This is a genomic window from Tolypothrix sp. FACHB-123 (assembly GCF_014697075.1).
Classification (GTDB): Bacteria; Cyanobacteriota; Cyanobacteriia; order Cyanobacteriales; family Nostocaceae; genus Aulosira.
Genome location: NZ_JACJRE010000014.1, coordinates 1 through 20140, shown reverse-complemented (window position 1 = coordinate 20140; position 20140 = coordinate 1). Strand labels below are relative to the sequence as shown.

The window sequence follows — 20140 nt, the reverse complement described above, 5'->3', positions numbered from 1 at the left end:
AATGAATCTTAAAAACGCTTATAATGCAGCAGATATTCAATCTTGGCTGGTTTCTAATCTAGCTGAGTTAATAGGGGTAGAAACTGACGAGATAGATGTCAACGAACATTTAGAAAATTACGGTTTGGATTCAGCCCAAGCAATGATTCTCGTCAGTAAGCTAGAGAAAATGCTGGGTTTTCAACCTTCGCCTTTGTTGTTATGGCATTATCCCAATATTGCGGCGCTTTCTCAAAGATTAGCTGAAGATTTACCCCAAGATGCAGTTATTCAAGATACAACTAATGCTGTTAATACTCCCCCAGCTTTAGATTTAAATGCTGAGGCGGTTCTCGACCCGACAATTCGTCCTGATGCTTTACCGCCAGTGACGATTACTGAACCAAAACATATCTTTTTAACTGGTGGTACTGGCTATTTAGGTGCATTTATCATCAAGGAATTGTTAGAACAAACTAATGCAGATATTTACTGCTTAGTGCGGGCTGCTAATCCTCTAGAAGGTAAGAGCAAATTAGAAAAAAATCTCCAAAGTTATGCAATTTGGGATGAAAAATATAAATCGAGAATTGTCCCGGTTGTTGGCGATTTAGCTCTACCTTTGTTAGGTATGGGCGCGGAACAGTTTCAAATTTTAGCCGCCAACATTGACACTATTTATCATAGTGGCGCTTTGTTGAATTATGTTTATCCTTATGCGCCATTAAAAGCAGCTAATGTGTTGGGTACTCAAGAAGTCTTGAGATTAGCTAGCCAAATTAAACTCAAGCCTGTACATTATGTTTCTAGTGTAGCGGTTTTTGAATCACCTGCTTATGCTGGTAAGGTAGTGAAAGAGCAAGATGATTTTAATCATTGGGAAGGAATTTTCTTAGGTTACTCGCAAACAAAATGGGTAGCTGAGAAGTTAGTTAAAATTGCCAGCGACAGAGGTTTACCTGTTACTATTCATCGACCGCCATTAATTTCTGGCGATAGCCAAACAGGTATTTGTAATACCCATGACTTTATCAATTTGATGGTCAAAGGTTGTCTGCAAATGGGATATTTCCCAGATGTAGAATATATGATGGATATGTCTCCTGTAGATTATGTCAGCAAGGCGATTGTTTATTTATCAATGCAGCCTTCATCCATCGGTAAAGCATTCCATTTACAACATCCCCAACCAGCGCCATTGAGTACTTTAATTAAATGGGTACAATCATTTGGTTATCCTGTGAAGTCGATTCCTTATGAACAATGGCAAGAAGAGTTAATTAATAATGTCTCTTCTGTGGATAATCCTTTATATACACTGCGTCCATTTTTGTTAGAACGTTGGTCTGATGAGCAATTAACAATTCCTGATTTGTATTTGCAATCAAAGCGCCCCCACATTAGCTGTGAGGAGACTTTAAAAGCGCTTGAGGGTAGTTCTATTTCTTGTCCGCCAATTACTGGTGAATTGTTTATGACCTATACTGCGTATTTGATTCAGACTGGTTTTTTAAATGTGGCATAGGTATTAGGTAATCTGCATTCTCAGGGTGCATTTAGATGAATAAATAATCGTAGGGGCGCAATAATATATTGTGTCCCTATTGGCGTATTTAATAGATTAGTAAATTGTGATATGTGGATTTTTGTAAGGGTGGGGCTACACATACAAAGCTCACCTTCGTCGGCTAATTAGGCACATATTTACAGTATATTTCAGGTAAATAAGGTACGCGCTTTGGGGCATGGCAGTGCCAGTGCCCCTACAATCAATGATTATCTGTACCTCACTAACTGGCCATCTACTGTATCTTTTCAACTCAATTTAGTAGATTCACAAAAACATGTAGAAAAGGTTTCAATCCCTAATAGAAATTAAGTGAAATTTCAACTGAAATGATATGACAATCCAAAGTTTTTCTCAAACGTCCTTTGTTTCAATCCCTAATAGGGATTAAGTGAAATTTCAACTTGAGAAAAGCGATCGCCGTGTTGAGTTATTTAGGTTTCAATCCCTAATAGGGATTAAGTGAAATTTCAACTGTGCCTGTAAATTGATTAGGTGCACTTTTTAAAGGGGTTTCAATCCCTAATAGGGATTAAGTGAAATTTCAACCCATTAGAATAACCACAGATTTTAGCTATCTGAGTTGTTTCAATCCCTAATAGGGATTAAGTGAAATTTCAACCACTAGCACAAGGGGTAAGACCCCCTTCTAAGTTACGTTTCAATCCCTAATAGGGATTAAGTGAAATTTCAACCGCAGATTGTCCATGATTTGCGCTGGAGACCAAGCCGTTTCAATCCCTAATAGGGATTAAGTGAAATTTCAACCTTTTAGAGGTTGGATCGAATTAGATAATATTAATGGTTTCAATCCCTAATAGGGATTAAGTGAAATTTCAACTGCGGAAGCTGCAAAGTCAACTATTATGCGGTTTTCAAGGTTCGGTAGCGCGGATAGAGTAATCATAACATGCACAATAGAGAAACTGCAAACCCAAAATGCCTGAAACGCAGTCTGTGTAAGGTGCGCGGGTGATTGGGTAACAATTAATGGTTAAAAGTCTGACAGATAAAGAGTTTCACCGATTTTTCTAAAAACTTGTTTTTTTACACCTACCCCTTCGCGCATTTTGGCAAGAAAATCGTTGATTTGGCAGGGTTGAACTGTATTGCTGAAGGCTCTACCCCAAAATTATATAGGAGTTCTGCAAGATAAAGGCGATCGCACATCGCACGCTAGCTGAACAACTATAAGCTAAAGATATATTGAGTTAGCCATCTATCCCATGCAGCAGTCAACTCAAGGCGATAGCCGTGATTTTATCCGTCAGCTTGCAACTTTAGCTGCCATTATCAGCGCTTTTGTTATCAATGTCATATCCAATATTTTCCCGCTAAATGGCCTGAGTATTGGGCAAATTTCCAATACTTTGTTTAAAAATGTCTTGATTATCCCGGCTAATTATGCTTTTGCTATTTGGGGGTTGATTTACCTCGGTTTGTTTGCTTTGGGAATTTATCAATTTCTCCCCAGTCAGAAAGAGGATGCAGATTTACGCAATACGGGATATTTACTGGTAATTGCTTCGATTGCTCAAAGTATCTGGGTATATCTGTTTCTCTCTCGGCTGTTTGTTTTATCTGTTTTCGCAATGTTATTGATTCTAATACCGCTCATTGCTATTTATTTGCGGTTAGATATTGGTAATCAGCATGTCTCTCGCCAGAAAAAATGGTATCTCTACGCACCTATCAGTATTTATCTGAGTTGGATTAGCGTCGCAACTATTGTGAATGTGGCTTGTGCTTTATATTCCCAAGGTTGGAATGGCTGGGGGCTTTCTGGGGAAATCTGGACTGTGATTATGTTGGCGATCGCGTCTGGGATTGCTGCTATGATTGTGATTCAGCGTCGGGATATTGCTTATACGGGTGTGGCATTGTGGGCAATTTTGGCGATCGCGATTAAGCACTGGAATAACCCTATACTGAGAAATGTGGCACTAGCTTTGGTAATTGCGCTGGTTGTGATTGCGATGCTGAAAACTTTACGTAGTCAGCAAGAAGGTATGTAAACCAATCTATTACTTAATTTTTTATAGTGCGTTGCGCTACGCGACAACGCACCCTACATAATTTATATTATTGAAAATAAATTAAATTAAAAATTACAAATAACGAATTAATTTTGTTTTACAGGAATTTTAATGATGAATTCAGTTCCTTGTCCAGAACTTGAGTTAAACTCTAATGTACCCCCATGCTTTTGAGTGACAATTTGGTAGCTAATCGCTAAGCCTAAACCTGTACCTTGACCTACTGCTTTAGTAGTAAAGAAAGGGTCAAAAATTCGATTTTTTACTTGTTCTGGAATTCCTAGTCCATTATCTGCGATCGCAATTTTTACCCATTGTGCATCATCTAGGAAAGTCCGAATTCTAATCTGATAAAAATTTGCTTTTATTTCTTCATATTTGTGCTGGTTAGTAATTGCTTCTAAAGCATCAATTGCATTGACTATGATATTCATTAAAACTTGATTTAATTGTCCTGCATAACATTCAACCAGTGGCAATTTACCATAATCACGAATTACTTCAATTGCTGGACGTTCTGGTTTATCTTTTAAGCGATATTGCAGAATCATCAGTGTACTTTCAATTCCTTCATGAATATCCACAGCTTTAAATTCTGCTTCATCCATACGCGAGAAGTTTCTTAGTGATAAGACAATATTGCGAATCCTTTCAGCGCCCATTTTCATTGAAGGTAAAAGCTTCTGTAAATCAGCAACTAGAAAATCTAAATCTATTTCTTCAGCTAGTGCTTGTACTTCTGGGGCTGTCACTGGATAAATTTCTTGGTAAAGATTCAGCATTTTCAGCAAATTATAGCTATATTCATCTACATAGTTAATATTTCCGTAAATAAAATTCACTGGGTTGTTAATTTCATGGGCTATACCTGCAACCATTTGACCCAAACTAGACATTTTTTCACTTTGAATCAGTTGAGTTTGGGTTTGTTTTAATTCATTTAAAGTTTGCTGAAGTTTGGTTTCTGTTTGTCGGCGTTCGGTAATTTCAGCTAATAATTTATTTCTGGTATTTATTAATGATAAATGAATGTTAACTCTTGCCAGGACTTCTTCTACTTGAATCGGTTTTGTAATGTAATCTACTGCGCCTAACTGCAATCCCTTAACTTTATTTTCTAATTCGGTAAGAGCAGTCATAAAAATCACTGGAATTTCTTTAGTATTTTCGTTAGCTTTGAGACGACGACAAGTTTCAAAACCATCAATTCCTGGCATCATCACATCTAATAAAATTAAGTCTGGTTGAATAGATGGAACTTTCTCTAGTGCCATTTCACCGCTTTTAACTACTGACACTTGGAAACCGAAATTATGTAAGATATCAAAGAGAACTCGAATATTGTTTGTATTATCATCTACAATCAAAATAGAGTTATTGTTTAAGTCTGGCATGATTATTTTTAATAATTTTCCAAATGATTTTTAATAAATGCAGCAATCGCTTCTACTTCAAATTCATCAGCAAATGCGAGTATTTTATTGGTAAAATCTGCATATTTTGGATCTAAATCTTTGATCCGCTGTGTTTCTGCTTGGATATTTGCTATATCACAAAGTTGGACAGCTTGATGCAAAGCAATAAGTTCCGATGCTGGCGGAATGCTCATTTTTAATGATGTATCTAAAGCTTTTTCTCGGTTGTAATTTAATTCTGGATCATCTTCATAAATCCAAGTTAATCGCAAATGATCTTGCAATTGCCAAAATAGCTGTTCCATTTGTATAGGTTTAGGTAGAAAATCATTACAGCCAGCATTGAGAGCTTCTTGGCGATGAAAGTTAAATACACTGGCAGAAGAAACTATAACAATTATATTTTTTAGCTCAGGATTTTTACGCAATTCTTTAGTCATCTCTAACCCATCCATTACAGGCATTTTTAAATCTGTAATAATTAGATCTGGTTGACATTCAATTGCTTTATTTAATCCTTCCTGTCCATTATGTGCGTGAAGAATTTCAAAACCAACAGGTTCTAATAAAGTCGCTAATAATAAAAAGTTTTCCCAACGGTCTTCAACAATTAAAATTTTTCTTTTTTCTCCTTGAAAACCAATAATTGTTGTTTGTGCGGCTAAAGTCTGGTTTTGTGTAGCTTCTTCCGTTTCAATTAAATTCAATTCAAACCAGAAATGACTACCTTTTCCAACTTGACTTTTTACATTAATAGTACTATCCATGAGGGTAATAATATTTTTACTAATAGTTAAACCTAAACCAGTACCTTCTGCTTGCCTTTCTCGATTTCCAACTTGTTCAAAGGGTAAGAAAATTTTTGTTAACTGTTCTTTACTCATGCCTACGCCTGTATCTTTTATTTGAAAGCGAACACGAGTAATGCGAGAATTTAGCTGCCAATTGCCCACTTTAATAACTTCTACTTGAAAGCTGACACCACCCTTATCGGTAAATTTAATAGCATTACCTAAGAGGTTTATCAAAACTTGCCGCAGGCGTTTATTATCAGCATGAATAATAGCAGGAATTTTGGGACTGGCTTGATATAAAAAGCCAATTTTTTTCTGTTGTGCCCGAATTTGACAAATTTCTACTACCTCTTGCAGAAACTTAGGAAAATGAAACTCTTGGGGTTGGAGTTCCATTTTCCTGGCTTCGATTTTCGCGAGGTCGAGGATATCAGTAATTAAAGTGAGAAGATGAGAACCACACTGATAAATAATGTTAATACCTTTACGTTCTTTGTCTGTAAAAGTTTGGGAACGTTGGAGAATTTGAGCGTAACCCAAAATACCGTTAAGTGGGCTGCGAAGTTCGTGGCTCATATTTGCCAGAAATTCACTTTTAGCTTGATTTGCACTATCAGCCGCAAGTTTAGCTTCTTGAAGTTCAGCGGTGCGTTCTTCTACTCGTTGTTCTAATTCGTCTTTTACCTTTTTTAAGTGTATTTGCGCTTTTCTATTTTCGTGAACTACAGCACAGATAAAAAAAGTAGTTAAAGCAACAACACAAATAAAAGATTGTAGCAGCAGCAGAGATTCATGAATTGATTGTCTGACAAAAGATCCATAACCATGACTAGTGCTGTAAACTGCGATCGCACTCACAATATTGATCAGCAGTGTAGCTTCTCGTTGTCCAAATCTAAACGCTGCCCAAATCAACGGTGGAATGAGCATATATTCCACAGGATAGCCACCTGAAAAAGCAATTTGACTGATTCCCATCAGCCATAACAACAGCAGTGTTAATTCACCAAAATGTTGCCAATTTACTGGTGTCTGGTGTTCCTGTTTCTCAAACCATGTCAAAATCGCTGGTACGATAATCAGCACGCTAGCAATAGAACCAAAATACCAAATTCGCCAAGCTTCTCCATAAGCTGACCAAGGTGTAATTTTATCTAGACATTGGAGACTAATCCCAAGGGTAGCACCTACTAAAGGCGCAACCAGAATTAGCGCTAAAAATTTAAATACATCACTAGAACGATGGAGTAAATTCTGATTTTTAATGAAGCTTTTAATTAGAAAGGCGTGAATTAGCGGCTCAATCACACCGACGATAGAACCAAGAATGCCTAGCCAAGGATTTTTATAGAACAGTAAAATATTAGTAATTAATTCACTGACTAATATTGCAGGGACAATACGATACCTTAGTATTAGAATAATAGCCACATAAAACCCAGATGAAGGCCAAATGGGTGTTACCCCATTCTCATAAGACATAGATGCGGCTAATTTGGCTAAACAAAAGTGAAGTATGGGTATTGCGATCGCTGCGATCGCTAATTTACGATCTAGAAGCAACGGAAATTTTTTCTTGGTAGAACTTGGTTGCATCGCTTTTTTGTGCTTGTTATCTCCACTAGCAAACAGCAACAGATACAATACTGAATTCAGCAATGACCTGATGTGGAGGCGATGGTTGGTAGCATATACTACTTGCCTTTGCTTGGCCTCAAGTTCATATTTCCCAAAAGTTCGATAGTAATAACTTTATATTGGGCATTGGGCATTGGGCATTGGGCATTGGGCATTAGTCAATAGCTTTTTCCCCTCTGCTCCCCCTGCTCCCTGCTCCCTGCTCCCTTACCTCTTTATCCCCCATACTCCCAGCATTGCAAATCCCAGCCTAAACCAGCTACTGCTAAAGCTGCGGCATAATTGTTTTGTGGTACTAGTTCTAATAAACTCCAGTCTGGCTGTGTCACTAACTTAGCTGCTTGTGTAGGAGTCAGAAAAATTTCTACTTTTTCTAACTGGGCTATGCCTTCACCTGTGGCTTTTAAGTAAGCTTCTTTACAAGTCCAATAACGAAAAAATACTGAAGATTTTTGTTCGTTAGGAAGCGATCGCACTAACTCATATTCTCGTGGTAAAAAGAATCTTTGGGCAAGAGATTCCAAATCTGACATAGGACGAATATATTCCAGGTCTATGCCAATTTGGCGATTTTTACTCACTGCACATAAAGCTAAATTCTGGGAATGCGACAAATTAAATGCTATTCCACTAGCAGCAAATTTACTTGCTAAAAATGGTTTACCACGGGGTTCATAATCAAACTGTACTTCTTTAGCTGTACTACCTAAGTAACCACTTAATATTTTTCGCAGGCTACCACGCCCAGCAATGAAGCGTTGACGATGTTCGGGAAAATAAAATCTGTTAGCACGAACCAATTCATCCTCACAGAGGGTTGCTGCGTAGTTTTCTAGGGTTGATTCTGGTTGGTCAAGGTTGATTCGCCAAATATGGACATCATTCGCTAACAAAGTGCAATTTGCCGATGCAGGTAGCCATAAATGGTTAGCAAAAGTCATCAAGTTAACGCATTAAAGGATTGGTGAGTGTAGCTATTTTACGACAAGGTTATGCCAGAGAAGAGCGATCGCATTTTCCTGATCTTTAACTGCTTCTATAAAGATTTCATGAAGTTATTGACAAGATGCAGTAAATTTATCGTTCTGATTGAATCGCTCATTGAGTACAAGTATATAATTACACAATGCTACTAAATACATGGGTTCAATTATACCTAATTAACTAAGTATTTATGGCTACGAATTTACTCAAATACTCAGTTATCTAGATTCAAATGAAAACAACCTTAGCAACATTTATTGCTTCTTCTGCCCTATCTGCTAGTATGGCTGTGGCTGCAATGGTAACTTCTGCACCGGCTCAAGCATTCCAAATCACCATTGACCCCAAGTTCGGTAGTACTGAAAATACAGGTTCTACTGCACTGTTAGATTTCAACTTTTCTCAATTTGCTGCTCAGCAGGTAAAGCTCAATTTGGATATTACCAATACCACTAATGGGTCTACAGGTCTTGGGGCAACTCAGTCCACTTTAGTTGGGCTAGCATTTGATGCGGATAATTTTGATCCTGGTGCTCCAGTTGCGTTCAACAATTATGATCCAGGTACTAGCGGCTTTACCAAGTTGTGGGTTAAAGGCATAGATACCCCTAGCTTACAGCCATATGGTGACTTCGATGTTGCTATTAGCCCTCCACGCGAATCCTTTAATGGTGGAAATGCCCAGGATGGTTTAACAGCAGGTCAATCCACTACTGTGAGTTTCCTATTCACTACTTCCTTAACTGCTAATCAGCTTTCTGATGCAGTGGAGAATGGATTTATCAATAAAGCTTTTCGTATAGCTGGGCGGTTCCAACAGGTGAATGCTGGTGGAGGAAGTGATAAAGTTTTGGGCGGTGAGCCAGTACCCGAACCTGCCACTATAGCTGCATCAGTTTTGGCACTTGGCGGACTTGGTTTCTTTAAGAAGAAATTTAAGGCCAAACAAGCTGTCTAGATTAACTTTTCAGTACTGACGAGTTTTCTCTAAGTTTAGGGTTCATCTACCACCCTCATTGCTGCTGTTTTCGCTTCTTTTTCAGCCAGCGCTACCCGACAATGTTGTTAGCTTGTATTTTTAGACTACTTTTACCCATAATGAGCGATCGCGGGCACGCCAATCAAACCACGCTACAGAAGCCCTTGATACCAATTTTTTATAAAGACGCATATAATTAGCCTGCCTCAGCAGGCTTTATTTGTTTAGCGCCAAACTAAAAGCTTGAGGGCGTTAACATGCAACTTCTTATAGATTTGGGATAAGTACCATAAATTGCAATAATAGTACGGAGAACCTTTTTTGGTATAGCCACTCTCCAAAAAATTGGCATATCTTGCGCACCAGTAAATACTATTTTATGATATAGCGGCTTTGTCTAGATATCAAATTGTCATTTTGCGATCGCAAATTCTCGATAAAGCGCTCTTACACAGTCATTACCACAGGATTTTGTAGTCAAAGAGCCGGATTGTAGACCGCGCAACATATGATATAGAAAATTTCCTGTACTTTAGGGTAGATTTATTTATCCTTGTATCTTAAGCTTTATGTTAGATTTAAAATCTTTTTTATAATCGATCAAGAAATCTTTGTATCTATCAAAGGTTCTTATTTATCCTTAATAAGTAGTAATAATTTTTTAAGAATGCCGAGGATTCTTGTCATAGACGATGACCCAGCAATTTCAGAACTCGTTGCCGTCAACTTGGAAATGGCTGGCTACGATGTTAGTCAAGCAGAAGACGGGATAAAAGGTCAGGCTCTAGCTCTCCAGCTACAACCAGACTTAATTATGCTTGATTTAATGTTGCCCAGGGTAGATGGATTCACCGTTTGCCAACGGCTGCGCCGCGATGAGCGCACAGCCGAGATTCCTGTGTTAATGCTGACTGCTTTAAGCCAAACACAAGATAAAGTGGAAGGCTTCAACGCTGGGGCTGACGACTATTTGACCAAGCCCTTTGAAGTTGAAGAAATGCTAGCCAGAGTACGAGCGCTATTGCGGCGCACCGACCGTATTCCTCAAGCAGCAAAGCACAGTGAAATTCTCAATTATGGCCCGCTTACCCTTGTACCTGAAAGATTTGAGGCTATCTGGTTTCATGAGACAGTCAAGCTGACTCACTTGGAATTTGAGTTACTTCATTGCTTGCTCCAGCGCCACGGACAGACAGTTTCTCCCAGCGAAATCCTGCGGGAAGTTTGGGGCTACGACCCAGATGATGACATTGAAACAATTCGAGTCCATATTCGCCACCTCAGAACCAAACTCGAACCTGATCCCCGCCATCCCCGCTATATCAAAACAGTATATGGTGCTGGATATTGTCTGGAGTTACCAACCCTCCCCCCATCAGCTGAAGGAGCTTCAACATCAGTAGTGGAATGAAATCAGGATAATTGCCTTTACCTGAGCCATAAGTTGGCACTCTGTTCTGTCAAAGTTAGTGAGTGCCAATAGGATACTGCGTCTGAAATTGGTGTCACATTAGCAAATACTGCTTGTAGTTAAGCTCTTCATTTGCTCAAACCAACCATAACTCCTAGACAGTATTTCAACATTTCCAGGCGCTGAAATCCTTAAATAGTTTGTGTATACCTGACTAACCCTCTGTATCACTCTCACTAGAGAAAACCTAAATCCTGGCTTACTCAGATTGTTATCGTTCGATTAAAGTTTGAGCTTTTTTGTGGGGAATATGATGCTCAAACCTAAAGTAAATCTGAGTTTCTCAATAAGGTTTAGATTTTTTTCTAAGACGAGTGAAATAAGAGGGTTATTTTTGAGAATTTACATCACTGACAAATTAGGAGAATTTTGTAGTGATACCAATTTAAATAATGTTTGCGGCATATCAAGATATTCTAGAGAGCATGGCACTGCCATGCCCCTAGCATCTGTCAGATAATGTTTTCAAATTGGTATGAAGACTTTAGTCCTCACTACAAGTCCTAATTATCTTATTGAATGCTCAATTAACAAATTCATCGTGCTTCACTTTCTTGCTAAACATGCGATAGTACATCCAGGTACTAGTTTCTTTGATGGGAAAAAGTAAATATGTTAAAGGATTTATCGTCACAATAATATTGCGGAAGTCGCGTTTTGCAAAAAACAAAATTGCCTTAGCAACTTGCTGTGCTGACATCACTCCATAGGGATTGAGTTGACTTTTAAATGGCCCCAAAATTAACTTGCGAATTATACAATCCCCATCTAAACGCTTGAGGGTGACAAGTTCACCTAAGGCGCGTTTGCTCAGTTCATAAAGGGGGCTAAATGCTGGCGATACTTCAGCTTCAGAACTGTTAACCCAAATTTCTTTAGTGGCTTTTGATTGGGGGCCTGTAACAGTGGAGATAAATATATCCATCAACCGCAATGTGGAAAAAGTGTTGACTTCATACGAGGAATTAATTGCCTCTGGCGTGCGGTTACTATAGACATTGATTCCATGATTGAGAATCAAAATATCTACTTTTTCTAAACTCTTTTTTAACTCGGCTTCGTTACCCAATTCCCAAGGAATGATTGCGAGTTTATCTTGGGCTTGTAATTTTTCTGGGTGAGTAGTTAATGCTAAAACTTTGGCATTATGCTTGAGTAGTTCAGTTGCTAATGCTTGCCCTAAAGCACCAGAAGCACCAGTTAAAGCGATGGTTTTACCTTTCAAAGATAGCCCCGTTCCTAATATGGTATCGACTAGGGGAAAGACACCACTGTAATAGGCGTTAACATCATCAAAATGATGACGCCAGTGGTAAGAACGATTTACCCACCAAGTAGATGGAATTGTTTCTAAAGGGCCGGGAAGATGGGTATAATCTGTGTCGATTTTCCCGAGAAAATAACGACGAGATGCACCATATAAAAAGCTAAAAGCATAGGCTACCCCTAGCCAAAAGCCCATTTGGTTGAGCAGTAAAGCAGTTAATGTCAAAATAACAACTAATATAGTTGACTCAACAATGTCGTTATATAGCTGGGACTCTTGATATATTTTTGGGGAAACTACCGATAAATCCCGACGATATGCCATATGATGCTTGTTATGCCATTTACCCATCCAAGTAAACTGGTGACACAAGGCGTGATAGCTATCTCTGACTACTTCAGCCAACAACAGCGAGAATAATCCCCAAACAGCAAACTGTAAGCAGATATTTAGCAAATCCCAATTAATCTGTAATTGGCTTTCAATGCCAGCCCAGCCTTTAGTAAAAAAATTCATCGTAATTTTTTTGTACTCGTTGTCTGTAATCATTCTTCATAATCTAATAAGAACGGTTTCAGGTCGAGTTGTCCAGTGAATAAAAATTAAAGTGTATAGACTTGACTATAAATATAATATATGCATTATCAGGGAGCATAAAACAGCTTGGGATAATTGCTGTTAGCTACTGAAAAGATATTTTTTAACTCACAAAACTTACCAAAATACCCAGAATTTTCTCTACTGGAGGGATAGTATATTCCAATAATCCAATGGTAACGGTTTGATTTTCTAGTTTGAGAAATTTCCAGCGATCGCCTGTTGTCACCGTACCATAGTCAACTTAAGCCACAGATGGATTGTTGCAAAGCTTACCTGCTCGCCTTGGAATGAATTCCAAGGGACAAAGGCAAAGTAGGGGCGGGTTAAGCGAGATAGTCGTGAATTATTGGAGCATATCTGTGAACCCGCCCCTACTAAAGTAAACTGGGGATAAGTGATAATTTTTAGTTAGCTTTAGCTTACTTTTGCTATGAGACTCAGAATTCATTCTGAGGTGGGCTATGAGTTTCGCGTTAAGTTGATACGTATGAACATTGTCATATCCCTACAATCCTTCGCATTCTTTTATCAACAAAAGAAGCGCTGAACGGGAAATTTATCCACATCAGCGCGTCTGGTTGTTTATGTGCCCTAATCACTAAATCCAATCGCGATAAGCAGAGATTTCATTAACGCTAATCTCAAACGGCCCGCCTTTACCAAATGGGGGATATACGCGGATTTTGGCGTTAGTGGTAAACCGTTCTAATCTGTTGCCTAGTTGGGGTATATTGCTGACTATATGCCAGTAAGAAACGATATCAGGACAGTCAATAATTAGCATTAAGGTATTGCTATTACTGGTAAGATACCATTGGCAATTAGCTAATAAGGTTTGGGTAATGCGATCGCAAGCTTGATAAAAGCATCTACCAATCGATTGCTCTAGCTCCAGATGCAGCATCCCATCCATTTTTGTGACTTCGTTGGGTGGTAAATCGTCTGGAGGCAATAAGGGTAACTTAGACATAATTCCGCACCTCTTGATTGTAGCGCGTCAAACTTTCCAGGTTTTTTTGCACGTTGCAAGATGAGGGTTTAATTGCCAGCGTTCCTAAATTTAATTCATCCTGAAATAATTTGATTCTGTCTCGACAGGTTTGGACATCACCAATAATTGAGTTTTCTAGCAAATAGTCTTCATCAAAACAAATATTGGTGCGATCGAATGTTTTATGTCCAGTAGAACTTTTCTGCATGACAACAGCCGCATTTGCTGTCATTTTTTGGCTAAATTGGCGGATGAAAGGTAACGCTTCTGTGACTGCTTCGTCGTATGTCCTGGCAACATAAAAGAAACGAGCTAGTACTAGGTTTTCGCAACCACTAGAATTTAAGGCTCGGTATTTAGCAACAGTATTCCGCAATCTAGGCAGAGAAAATGGCGGCCCCCCCATTAAACCAAAGGAATGTTTGGCGGCAAACCCTATACCGTCATCATCGCCAGTGGCTACATATACGGGAATTTGACGTTGCAATGGTTTGGGGTGAACTGTGAGGCGATCGCATTGATAATATTGCCCGTTAAATGATACGTTTGTTTCATATAAAAGCTTTTCAATCAATGCCATTGCCTCTAGCATCTGCGGGCGAGATTCACCCATTGGTGTGGCAAAATGTTTATTTTGTTCGGGAAATGGCCCGCCTTTGGCTATCCCAAATAATAATCTGCCATTGCACAGGTTATCTAAGGTGGCTATGTCTTCCGCTACCCGGATGGGGTTATGAAACGGGAGTAACACCGCAGCTGTGCCGAGTTTAATTGTGGTGGTTAAGGCGGCTAAATGCCCCATTAACACCAACATTGAAGGGCTAAGATTGGATTCACTAAAATGATGCTCGCTCACCCAAGCTTCTTCAAAGCCTAAGTTTTCCGCCTGTTTTACCAGTGCAACTTGTTCTAAGATGGCACGGCGGGCATCCTGATGATAATTATCGTAATTGCAGAAAAGTCCTGTTTTCATTTTTTTGGGCGATCGCTATTTTAAGATGCAGCAACCCAATGTAACTCTAACCATAGGCGCGGATTGTCCTGCTTTAACTTCGATAACGGATCGCGTAGCAGTCGCCCGGCATTCATACAAACTACTTGAACTAATCCCATATTATCTGCGATTTCTCTAAGTACTTCTTTTTTGCCTTGCACAAGGGGAAGCATTTCCTCAGAACAATAAATTCCTATGTACTGTAATCGTCTGGCTGGCCTTCCCCAAAAACAGGTAATTACCTTCACATAACAGCTATCAAGTAATTCTCCAACGCTGGGGTAATAGTGATTGACGACTCTTGTAAATTCTTTGGCTAGGATGTCTTCGGCAATCATAGCAATTGATATTTCTGTAGCGTTCATCACGATATTAATATAACATACATTTGTCAGTTAAATGTGACATTTAGTTGTACTTTTTTAGTAAGAAATGTTAATCATTAAATCTTGTTTGTAGACATACAAAAAGAGTGATATTTAAGCAAATATCACTCTTGATTAAGAAATCATTTAAAAATCCAAAATCAAAAAATTAACAAGAGTCAATGGTCAAAAATTTCCATTCTCAAGCTATTAAATAAAAACTTTAAGTATATTTCAATATATCTTGGAATATCCCAGAAAAAGTTTGTATTTTATTTGCCATTATTCACCATTGACCATTGAGCATTGAATTTTACCGAGCATTTCTTTCTGAGACTAAAACTTCTGCAACCAAATGCGGTAAATCTATCAGGTCAACATAACCCTCAGAACCTCGAATAGGCGAAAAAAATGTGTAATTTGGGTCGCAAGCTCCGGTATCATAAACTTGAATAAACCAGCGATCGGGAAACCCAGCTACACTCAGTTCTACAATGTACCAACTCTCCCCCGTCAGGCGAGAATTGACAACTGCAAACCAGTCTCTATCCTGTTCAGAAATATTCCATTCAGCCAAGAGAAATTCTAACGCTATCTGTCCGGCATCAGTTGCAGTTAATAGCATGACTACTCCTTAGTTGAAACTTCCGCTTCAGCATCAGGTTGAGAATTTTCCGAGCCAGTTTCCGGATATAATCCCAATTGCTTGGCTAATTCTCTTCCAATAAAAAACAAAAATTTTGCACTATCTTGATTACCTTCATGGGCAAATACTGTAGCAACTTTCAGTACTGCATAAACAAAATCAGCATCAATTAATTCTGGATTTGCTTCTAAAACTTCTGGTTCTTGACCATTAGGACATTTAAGTAGCTGATCGATTAAATCAAAATACAAAACTTGACGTTCTTCTGTCATGGTTTCCTTGTGAATTTAATTGGTGTGAATTTGGCCGATGCTTACTGTTCAATACCTTGCTGCCATAACCTTTCTAGCATCTCAACTTGTTCTTTAAATACAGCATTACGATAAACAAGATATCTATCGTAAACAATAATTCCTAGCCCCATACATATAGGGGTGAGAAAGAAAAACCACTCTAGGAATGTTGCCAGTTGATATTGTTCAATAGCGGTCAATTTCTGTGTTCTGAGATTAGTTACAGAGATTTGATTACTGTCTTGAAATTGCGAGGAAGATATACCCCCTGTTTGGGGAGCCAAGACTTCATTAGCTTTAATATTATTGTTGACTTCACAAGTTAAATTCTGTGCTTTTGCTAACTCTATATGCTTGCCCCAAACCATGCTAAATACTAATAAAGCTGGCGATAGGACAGCTAAAGTAATGACACAGACTGTGAGAACATTTAAAAGCTTAACTTTCATCTTGGTTCTCCCTCCCTAGGTAGTATGCACCCAGTAAGACAATAACTTTTGTTATTTCTCGACAAAAATAAAACTGATGTGCAAAAAGTTATCAGTTAACAGTTGTGACTTTGCCGTAAGTTTATCCTGAACTATTTACTAAGCAAGGTTAGTTTAAGGCAAACATTAAGTTATAATCATAAATATATGAAGTAGTAGATAGTTAATAGTAAATTAGTATTTGAAAATACGGAAATATTTTGATTTTAGTGATTTTTAATATCGCACTCAAAGCATAAAATTTAGTCTCTGATATTGATAAATAGGGGGTTAAGAAGTCCCCCCTTCATCTTCAGGTTTTGCCTGTTAACGTTGGGGGGTAGAGGGGAATCTCTGCGTAAATCCTATACGATTTATATCAGTCGCATTCCTCAATAGCAGTTTAGTTGAGTGCGATCATATTTATTAAAAATATTAAACTTGTACTCAAAGGCTAGAACTTTGATATAGCCGTTAATTCAAAATTATTTTAGGGTATGGGTACTAGTATTTTGCAACGAATGTCCTAGCATTTATGATTTAGGGTTCGGGGATGTTTGTACTCAAGCTCAAACCCAGTCTGATGGCTAATTTATAGATATTTTTTTGGCAATGAATATCAGAAAAATTTGTACTCAAAAAAAATATATTTTTGCACGAAAATATCTCAGAAAGATAGAAAAATCAATAAAATTTTATGAAATCATCAATGTGTTATCGACAAACATAAAAAATATCCCCATTAAATATAAAATCAAACAAATATATTAAATTTGGCACTACCAAATTTAAAAAAGATTCCATGTATTCACCGTTAACAGTCAACAGTTAACAGTCAACGACTGATATTTTTACAATAACTATCTCAATGGATACAGTTTTGTGGTTTAGTAAGAATACATACCTCATGCAATCACTAACACTCAACTAGCTTGAAAATGGGCATGGGGCATGGGGCATAGAAAAGATAGATTTTCATATTTGGCTGTGAGATGTTCTCGTGATTGACTATCAAGAAAATAGATACAAATTTACTGTTATAAGGAACAAATACCTAAGTTACTACCGAATTTAGAATTTTAGGAGTTATTGAATGCGCATTGCTAAAGATGTAACAGAACTTATTGGCAGAACACCTTTAGTTGAACTCAACAAAATCCCTCAAGCTGAGGGAGCAGTAGCCCGAATCGTGGCTAAACTCGAAGGAATGAACCCAGCCGCTTCAGTGAAAGACCGTATTGGCTTAAATATGGTACTAGCGGCGGAAGCTGATGGTTTGATTGAGCCAGGAAAAACAATTTTAGTCGAGCCAACTTCCGGGAATACAGGTATTGCTTTAGCGATGGTAGCAGCTGCACGGGGCTACAGCCTGATTTTAACCATGCCGGAAACCATGAGCAACGAAAGACGGGCAATGTTACGCGCTTATGGTGCAACTTTGGAATTAACACCAGGCCCGGAGGGAATGCGCGGCGCAATTCGCAAAGCCGAAGAAATTGTGGCTAACACCCCCAATGCATATATGTTGCAACAGTTCCGCAACCCAGCTAACCCCAAAATTCACCGGGAAACCACCGCTGAGGAAATTTGGGCGGATACGGATGGCGAAGTTGATATTGTGATTGCTGGGGTAGGTACTGGCGGAACAATTACCGGAATTGCGGAAGTATTGAAACAACGTAAGCCAACTTTCCAGGCGATCGCAGTTGAACCCAGCAACAGTCCTGTATTATCAGGAGGGGAAGCAGGCCCCCATAAAATTCAGGGGATTGGCGCTGGCTTTGTTCCTGATGTTCTTAAGTTGGACTTAGTGGACGAAGTAATTCGCGTCAGCGATGAACAGGCGATGGTATTTGGAAGACGATTAGCTAAGGAAGAAGGTTTATTATCGGGTATATCTTCCGGTGCGGCTTTATGTGCGGCGCTTCAGGTAGCTAAACGTCCAGAGAATGCAGGTAAGCTGATTGTGATGATTCAGCCTTCCTTTGGCGAACGTTACCTCAGCACTTTGATGTTCCAAGATTTAACTTTGGAATCGGCTGTAGCGCGTTAGGCTATAAAAGCACTTAACGTTAAACCCACGTACTGCAAGGAAATGAATTTCCTGGCTCATAGCTTAAGTTATCTGTAGACGACTAGATATCTTCAGAATTTTCAGTCTACTTCAGTAGACTTGAGCTATTAGCCTTGGAATTCATTCCAAGGCGGGTAACTGATAGCGTCGTAACCATACAAATAATTTGCATGAGTATATTCGCTATATTTTTGGCAATAAAAATATTGTTGTTGTCCATGAGTTCATCTCAGAATGAATTTTGTGGCTCATAGCGAAAGTCCACCTCAGAATGAATTCTGAGGCTCATAGTGAAAGTCCACCTCAGAATGAATTCTGAGGCTCATAGCGAAAGTAAGCTAAAGCTAACTAAAGATAATATTTTTTCGGAGGGTCGTCATCGTGGTTATCTTGTTCTAAAGATGCAATTATTGTTTTGTTTAAATGATGCTCTTTCTGATTTTTTACATAAGTAACAGCTTGTTCTAGTTGTTTGCTACCAAGTGAAAAAACTCCATATCCTCTTTGCCAAGCAAACATATCTTTTGCAGGATATAAATGATTAATATAATGAGTGCTGCTGCCTTTAATTTTTTGGACGAAGTCGGAAATAGAGATTTTGGGAGGTATAGAAGCTACTACATGAATATGATTTTCTACGCCGTTAATAGCATGAATAATAGTATTAAGTTCATCGGATTTGCTAATAATATAATTGTAAAGTCTTGCTTCACGTTCGCTGGTAATTAATGGCTGACGCTCTTTTGTCGCCCAAACCAAATGATAATAAAGTCGCCATAAAGCCATAAATGCACTCTATTTGTGTTTCTCAAGGTTTTGTTATTTATTATTCCCATAATGACAAAAAAATTATGGTGTGTTTGAGTCGTTAGTGTCAAATTCAGCTATAAATGGCTGAACTGTTGGCTTCCGTGCCCGTCCGCAAATGAATTTCCAGGCTTATAATCAAAGTAAAATTTACTTTACTCAATAATTTTCCTGTGATTTTAGTCATCTTGAGATGACTTTTTTTATGAGCCTCAGAATTCATTCTGAGGCGTTCTCTGATGTTGTACGTTTTGTGAAGCTCGCGTAACGCAAGGAAATTCATTTCCTTGCTCATAGTCAAAGTCATCTGAAGATGACTAAATATCCCCAAAATTTTGAGTCTACTTCAGTAGACTTGGGTTATTAGCCTTGGAATTCATTCCAAGGCGGGTGACAAAGCTAAGACAGAGGCTATTTTTAGCTTAAGTTGACACCACATTGCCCATCATATCCGGGCTTCGTAAGGCATAGCCCTACCTACGTATATTTCAAAAATCAAATATGAATCCTATTAGATATCTTCAAAATTTTGAGTCTACTTCAGGAACGAAACCCAACATTTGGGTGGCTTTGTTGGGTTTCGCAGAGCCTCAACCCAACCTACTATTTTCCTTAACTTAATGGTCGAGGTTTTGTTCTTAATGGTCGAGGTTTTGTTCTTAATGGTCAAGGTTTTGTTCTTAATGGTCAAGGTTTTGTTCTTAATGGTCAAGGTTTTGTTCTTAATGGTCAAGGTTTAATTCTTAATGGTCGAGGTTTTGTTCTTAATGGTC

Annotated in this window: 17 protein-coding genes and 1 CRISPR repeat array; of the genes, 5 read left to right on the top strand and 12 right to left on the bottom strand. The window is 38.5% G+C overall.

Annotated features, from left to right (window positions below; genetic code table 11):
* Position 1: 1 nt before the first annotated feature.
* Positions 2 to 1504, top strand: coding sequence for a thioester reductase domain-containing protein (locus H6G41_RS11835; RefSeq protein WP_190746390.1), 1503 nt, complete (start codon positions 2 to 4; stop codon positions 1502 to 1504).
* A 330-nt stretch (positions 1505 to 1834) separates the two neighbouring features.
* A CRISPR array of direct repeats spans positions 1835 to 2387; the repeat unit is 37 nt; unit sequence GTTTCAATCCCTAATAGGGATTAAGTGAAATTTCAAC.
* Between the two features lie 385 nt (positions 2388 to 2772).
* Entirely contained in the window at positions 2773 to 3561 is a 789-nt protein-coding gene (locus H6G41_RS11830) for a tryptophan-rich sensory protein (RefSeq protein WP_190746389.1), read from the top strand.
* 107 nt (positions 3562 to 3668) lie between these two features.
* On the opposite strand, the gene H6G41_RS11825 is transcribed toward H6G41_RS11830, so the two are convergent.
* The 3 genes from H6G41_RS11825 to hetI all read right to left on the bottom strand — a co-directional run bounded on the left by H6G41_RS11825 (position 3669) and on the right by hetI (position 8370).
* Positions 3669 to 4976: a response regulator gene (locus H6G41_RS11825; protein ID WP_190746388.1), complete on the bottom strand. Its 1308-nt coding sequence runs from the start codon at positions 4974 to 4976 to the stop codon at positions 3669 to 3671.
* A gap of 8 nt (positions 4977 to 4984) precedes the next feature.
* Positions 4985 to 7387 (bottom strand): MASE1 domain-containing protein, encoded by a 2403-nt coding sequence (locus H6G41_RS11820; RefSeq protein ID WP_190746387.1) that lies wholly within the window; start codon positions 7385 to 7387, stop codon positions 4985 to 4987.
* Positions 7388 to 7644: 257 nt separating this feature from the next.
* Positions 7645 to 8370, bottom strand: coding sequence for a 4'-phosphopantetheinyl transferase HetI (gene hetI / locus H6G41_RS11815; protein WP_190746386.1), 726 nt, complete (start codon positions 8368 to 8370; stop codon positions 7645 to 7647).
* A 275-nt stretch (positions 8371 to 8645) separates the two neighbouring features.
* Here hetI and H6G41_RS11810 point away from each other — a divergent pair, with 275 nt between their 5' ends.
* Together H6G41_RS11810 and H6G41_RS11805 are read left to right on the top strand one after the other, a co-directional pair.
* Positions 8646 to 9371, top strand: a complete 726-nt coding sequence (locus H6G41_RS11810) for a PEP-CTERM sorting domain-containing protein (RefSeq protein ID WP_190746385.1) — start codon at positions 8646 to 8648, stop codon at positions 9369 to 9371.
* 688 nt (positions 9372 to 10059) lie between these two features.
* Positions 10060 to 10803 (top strand): response regulator transcription factor, encoded by a 744-nt coding sequence (locus tag H6G41_RS11805; RefSeq protein WP_190746384.1) that lies wholly within the window; start codon positions 10060 to 10062, stop codon positions 10801 to 10803.
* A 583-nt stretch (positions 10804 to 11386) separates the two neighbouring features.
* On the opposite strand, the gene H6G41_RS11800 is transcribed toward H6G41_RS11805, so the two are convergent.
* From H6G41_RS11800 to H6G41_RS11765, 8 genes are all read right to left on the bottom strand, one after another.
* On the bottom strand, positions 11387 to 12646 hold the full coding sequence (locus H6G41_RS11800) for a bifunctional sterol desaturase/short chain dehydrogenase (RefSeq protein ID WP_190746459.1): 1260 nt from the start codon (positions 12644 to 12646) through the stop codon (positions 11387 to 11389).
* Positions 12647 to 12830: 184 nt separating this feature from the next.
* A complete protein-coding gene (locus tag H6G41_RS35735) occupies positions 12831 to 12956 on the bottom strand; it encodes a hypothetical protein (RefSeq protein WP_277878104.1) in 126 nt (41 codons plus the stop codon).
* A gap of 372 nt (positions 12957 to 13328) precedes the next feature.
* The gene (locus H6G41_RS11790; RefSeq protein WP_190746383.1) at positions 13329 to 13700 is read right to left on the bottom strand and encodes a hypothetical protein; all 372 of its coding nucleotides are present in this window, start codon (positions 13698 to 13700) and stop codon (positions 13329 to 13331) included.
* Positions 13693 to 14694 carry an LLM class flavin-dependent oxidoreductase gene (locus tag H6G41_RS11785; RefSeq protein WP_190746382.1) on the bottom strand — a complete coding sequence of 334 codons (1002 nt, stop codon included), beginning with the start codon at positions 14692 to 14694 and terminating at the stop codon, positions 13693 to 13695. Before H6G41_RS11785 ends, H6G41_RS11790 begins: the two co-directional genes overlap by 8 nt.
* A 20-nt stretch (positions 14695 to 14714) precedes the next feature.
* On the bottom strand, positions 14715 to 15080 hold the full coding sequence (locus tag H6G41_RS11780) for a hypothetical protein (protein ID WP_190746381.1): 366 nt from the start codon (positions 15078 to 15080) through the stop codon (positions 14715 to 14717).
* 313 nt (positions 15081 to 15393) lie between these two features.
* Positions 15394 to 15705, bottom strand: coding sequence for a hypothetical protein (locus tag H6G41_RS11775; RefSeq protein ID WP_190746380.1), 312 nt, complete (start codon positions 15703 to 15705; stop codon positions 15394 to 15396).
* 2 nt (positions 15706 to 15707) lie between these two features.
* Positions 15708 to 15998 (bottom strand): hypothetical protein, encoded by a 291-nt coding sequence (locus H6G41_RS11770; RefSeq protein WP_096644287.1) that lies wholly within the window; start codon positions 15996 to 15998, stop codon positions 15708 to 15710.
* A 41-nt stretch (positions 15999 to 16039) separates the two neighbouring features.
* Positions 16040 to 16468 carry a hypothetical protein gene (locus H6G41_RS11765; RefSeq protein ID WP_190746379.1) on the bottom strand — a complete coding sequence of 143 codons (429 nt, stop codon included), beginning with the start codon at positions 16466 to 16468 and terminating at the stop codon, positions 16040 to 16042.
* Positions 16469 to 17579: 1111 nt separating this feature from the next.
* On the opposite strand from H6G41_RS11765, the gene cysK reads away from it, so the two are divergent.
* Positions 17580 to 18539 (top strand): cysteine synthase A, encoded by a 960-nt coding sequence (gene cysK, locus H6G41_RS11760; RefSeq protein WP_190746378.1) that lies wholly within the window; start codon positions 17580 to 17582, stop codon positions 18537 to 18539.
* A 369-nt stretch (positions 18540 to 18908) separates the two neighbouring features.
* Here cysK and tnpA read toward each other — a convergent pair whose 3' ends face one another.
* Complete coding sequence (gene tnpA / locus H6G41_RS11755) at positions 18909 to 19346, bottom strand: IS200/IS605 family transposase (RefSeq protein ID WP_190746377.1); 438 nt, start codon at positions 19344 to 19346, stop codon at positions 18909 to 18911.
* Between the last annotated feature and the right edge of the window lie 794 nt (positions 19347 to 20140).

Bases quoted from the DNA above. Each gene is read 5' to 3' on its own strand.
- H6G41_RS11800 (WP_190746459.1), bottom strand. From the start codon at position 12,646: ATGAATTTTTTTACTAAAGGCTGGGCTGGCATTGAAAGCCAATTACAG.
- H6G41_RS11810 (WP_190746385.1), top strand. From the start codon at position 8,646: ATGAAAACAACCTTAGCAACATTTATTGCTTCTTCTGCCCTATCTGCT.
- H6G41_RS11825 (WP_190746388.1), bottom strand. From the start codon at position 4,976: ATGCCAGACTTAAACAATAACTCTATTTTGATTGTAGATGATAATACA.
- H6G41_RS11780 (WP_190746381.1), bottom strand. From the start codon at position 15,080: ATGAACGCTACAGAAATATCAATTGCTATGATTGCCGAAGACATCCTA.
- tnpA (WP_190746377.1), bottom strand. From the start codon at position 19,346: ATGGCTTTATGGCGACTTTATTATCATTTGGTTTGGGCGACAAAAGAG.
- H6G41_RS11790 (WP_190746383.1), bottom strand. From the start codon at position 13,700: ATGTCTAAGTTACCCTTATTGCCTCCAGACGATTTACCACCCAACGAA.
- cysK (WP_190746378.1), top strand. From the start codon at position 17,580: ATGCGCATTGCTAAAGATGTAACAGAACTTATTGGCAGAACACCTTTA.
- H6G41_RS11765 (WP_190746379.1), bottom strand. From the start codon at position 16,468: ATGAAAGTTAAGCTTTTAAATGTTCTCACAGTCTGTGTCATTACTTTA.
- H6G41_RS11785 (WP_190746382.1), bottom strand. From the start codon at position 14,694: ATGAAAACAGGACTTTTCTGCAATTACGATAATTATCATCAGGATGCC.
- H6G41_RS11805 (WP_190746384.1), top strand. From the start codon at position 10,060: ATGCCGAGGATTCTTGTCATAGACGATGACCCAGCAATTTCAGAACTC.
- H6G41_RS11820 (WP_190746387.1), bottom strand. From the start codon at position 7,387: ATGCAACCAAGTTCTACCAAGAAAAAATTTCCGTTGCTTCTAGATCGT.
- H6G41_RS11835 (WP_190746390.1), top strand. From the start codon at position 2: ATGAATCTTAAAAACGCTTATAATGCAGCAGATATTCAATCTTGGCTG.
- hetI (WP_190746386.1), bottom strand. From the start codon at position 8,370: ATGACTTTTGCTAACCATTTATGGCTACCTGCATCGGCAAATTGCACT.
- H6G41_RS11770 (WP_096644287.1), bottom strand. From the start codon at position 15,998: ATGACAGAAGAACGTCAAGTTTTGTATTTTGATTTAATCGATCAGCTA.
- H6G41_RS11775 (WP_190746380.1), bottom strand. From the start codon at position 15,705: ATGCTATTAACTGCAACTGATGCCGGACAGATAGCGTTAGAATTTCTC.
- H6G41_RS11830 (WP_190746389.1), top strand. From the start codon at position 2,773: ATGCAGCAGTCAACTCAAGGCGATAGCCGTGATTTTATCCGTCAGCTT.